Origin of the sequence: Halomonas sp. ND22Bw, from assembly GCF_003011945.1 — a bacterium.
Classification (GTDB): domain Bacteria; phylum Pseudomonadota; class Gammaproteobacteria; order Pseudomonadales; family Halomonadaceae; genus Halomonas; species Halomonas halophila.
The window spans coordinates 1-307 of record NZ_PXWD01000541.1 but is presented as its reverse complement, the minus strand read 5'-3'; the positions used below and the strand labels follow the sequence as shown (position 1 = coordinate 307).

1 protein-coding gene is annotated in these 307 nt (G+C 67.1%); it reads right to left on the bottom strand.

Translation table 11 applies throughout. The features are described 5' to 3' along the window. The coding region (locus CVH10_RS19290) for a tyrosine-type recombinase/integrase (RefSeq protein WP_181244520.1) at window positions 1-307 on the bottom strand (307 nt) is incomplete at both ends.

Genomic DNA, 307 nt, shown 5'->3' with positions numbered 1-307 from the left:
TGACGGTTTCCTCGTCGTCCAGTTCCAGCGCAGCGGCCCCCTTGCTCAACGCCTCTGGTGAGAACCGGGCGTAGATGTCCCGGGTCACCTTCGGGTTCGAGTGGCCCAGATAGCTCGCGATTTCCTCCATCGGGACGCCGGCTTCGGCCTGACGCACGGCGGCCGAATGCCGGAGCATGTGCGGATGGACATGCGGTAGCCCGGCATTCTTCGCTGCCGTCGCGAGCCCCTTCTTCACCGACCCGACCCGCTCCCCGGCCCATTCGATCACGTAGTCGGTCCGCGCGAGGCGCTCCGCCTCCATGAG